Source organism: Chryseobacterium gossypii, from assembly GCF_041361455.1.
Classification (GTDB): Bacteria; Bacteroidota; Bacteroidia; order Flavobacteriales; family Weeksellaceae; genus Chryseobacterium; species Chryseobacterium gossypii.
Genome location: NZ_JBGCUR010000071.1, coordinates 1 through 1,266 on the forward strand (window position 1 = coordinate 1; position 1,266 = coordinate 1,266).

At 37.1% G+C, this 1,266-nt stretch carries 2 protein-coding genes; both read right to left on the reverse strand.

Features of this window, described 5'->3' with window-relative positions; genetic code table 11:
* Positions 1 to 40 precede the first annotated feature (40 nt).
* Positions 41 to 910, reverse strand: a complete 870-nt coding sequence (locus ABMQ40_RS16585; RefSeq protein WP_370901614.1) for an IS3 family transposase — start codon at positions 908 to 910, stop codon at positions 41 to 43.
* A gap of 11 nt (positions 911 to 921) precedes the next feature.
* Entirely contained in the window at positions 922 to 1,212 is a 291-nt protein-coding gene (locus tag ABMQ40_RS16590; protein WP_370901612.1) for a transposase, read from the reverse strand.
* Between the last annotated feature and the right edge of the window lie 54 nt (positions 1,213 to 1,266).

The window sequence follows — 1,266 nt, forward strand, 5'->3', positions numbered from 1 at the left end:
TGAACTTGCAACTATTTTTGAGACAAAATTTATATACTCTTTATGCTACATTTTTAGATAGATTAGACATTAAATTTTGATACTCTTTTATGGTTAAATTCCCTAAAGCCGAATGCCTTCTCTGAGTGTTATAAAATGTTTCTATATATTCAAACACAGAGTTTTTAGCATGGTCTCTAGTTTCATATTTATTTTGATAAATAAGTTCGGTTTTCAGAGTCTTGAAAAAACTCTCCGCTACAGCATTATCATAACAATTTCCTTTTCCGCTCATACTTCGGGTAATGTTTTTTCCGACTATTGACGTAAATTCTGTGCAGGCATATTGTATCCCTCTGTCCGAATGGAAAATTAAACTATCATGATCCTGTAAAGGACGGTGAAGCCGTGCCATTTTCAAGGCAGCAATACTTGTATCCTGAGCCTTCATCGTCTCACTTAATGACCAGCCGATAACTTTTCTGTCATATAAATCAATGACCGTTGTGAGATACAACCAGCCCTGACCTGTTCGGATATAGGTAATGTCAGAGACCCAGACTTCTTTACTGCTTTTAACCTGAAAATTCTGATTCAGATAATTCTCTACAACAGGGTATCGATGAGAAGAGTTGGTGGTTTTCTTAAATTTCTTCTTTACAATACTTCTCAAACCTCTTTCTCTCATCAGCTTTGCTACAAAAGGGCGAGAAGCTCTTATCCCTTTTGATTCCAGTTCCCTGACAATCCTGGGACTCCCATATCTGCCACAGCTCCAATGATAGATACTGAAGATCTCCGCAGATAAAACAGCTCTTCTTTCTGATTGCATAGTAGGTTTTCTTTTCTTCCAATGATAGAAACTGCTCCTGCTTACCTTTAATACCTCACACATCTTCCCAACAGGAAACACACTAGCGTGTTCTTTGATAAATTTATATCTTACCCGTCTCTCTTGGAGAAGATGCCTACCGCCTTTTTTAAGATGTCACGTTCTAACTTTGTTTCTTCAAGTTCCTTGCGAAGCCTCAGTAGCTCTTCTCTTATAGGATCGGAGGAAATTTGTTTTTCTTTTGTAAGCTTACCTTCTTTGTGAAGCTTTCTCCAATTGACTAAACTTTCTTTGCAGATCCCCAATTCTTGAGCTACCGAAGATACATTGCCCCGTTGTTCACTTAAAGATACTGCTTGGATCTTAAACTCTAGACTGTAATTTTTTCTGATCTTTTTCATACTCTTAAAGTTAAAGAGTATAAGAATCGTGTCCTAACAAAGTTAGCAACTCCA

Excerpts from the sequence above, each read along its gene's own strand:
- ABMQ40_RS16590 (WP_370901612.1), bottom strand. The coding sequence starts at position 1,212 with ATGAAAAAGATCAGAAAAAATTACAGTCTAGAGTTTAAGATCCAAGCA.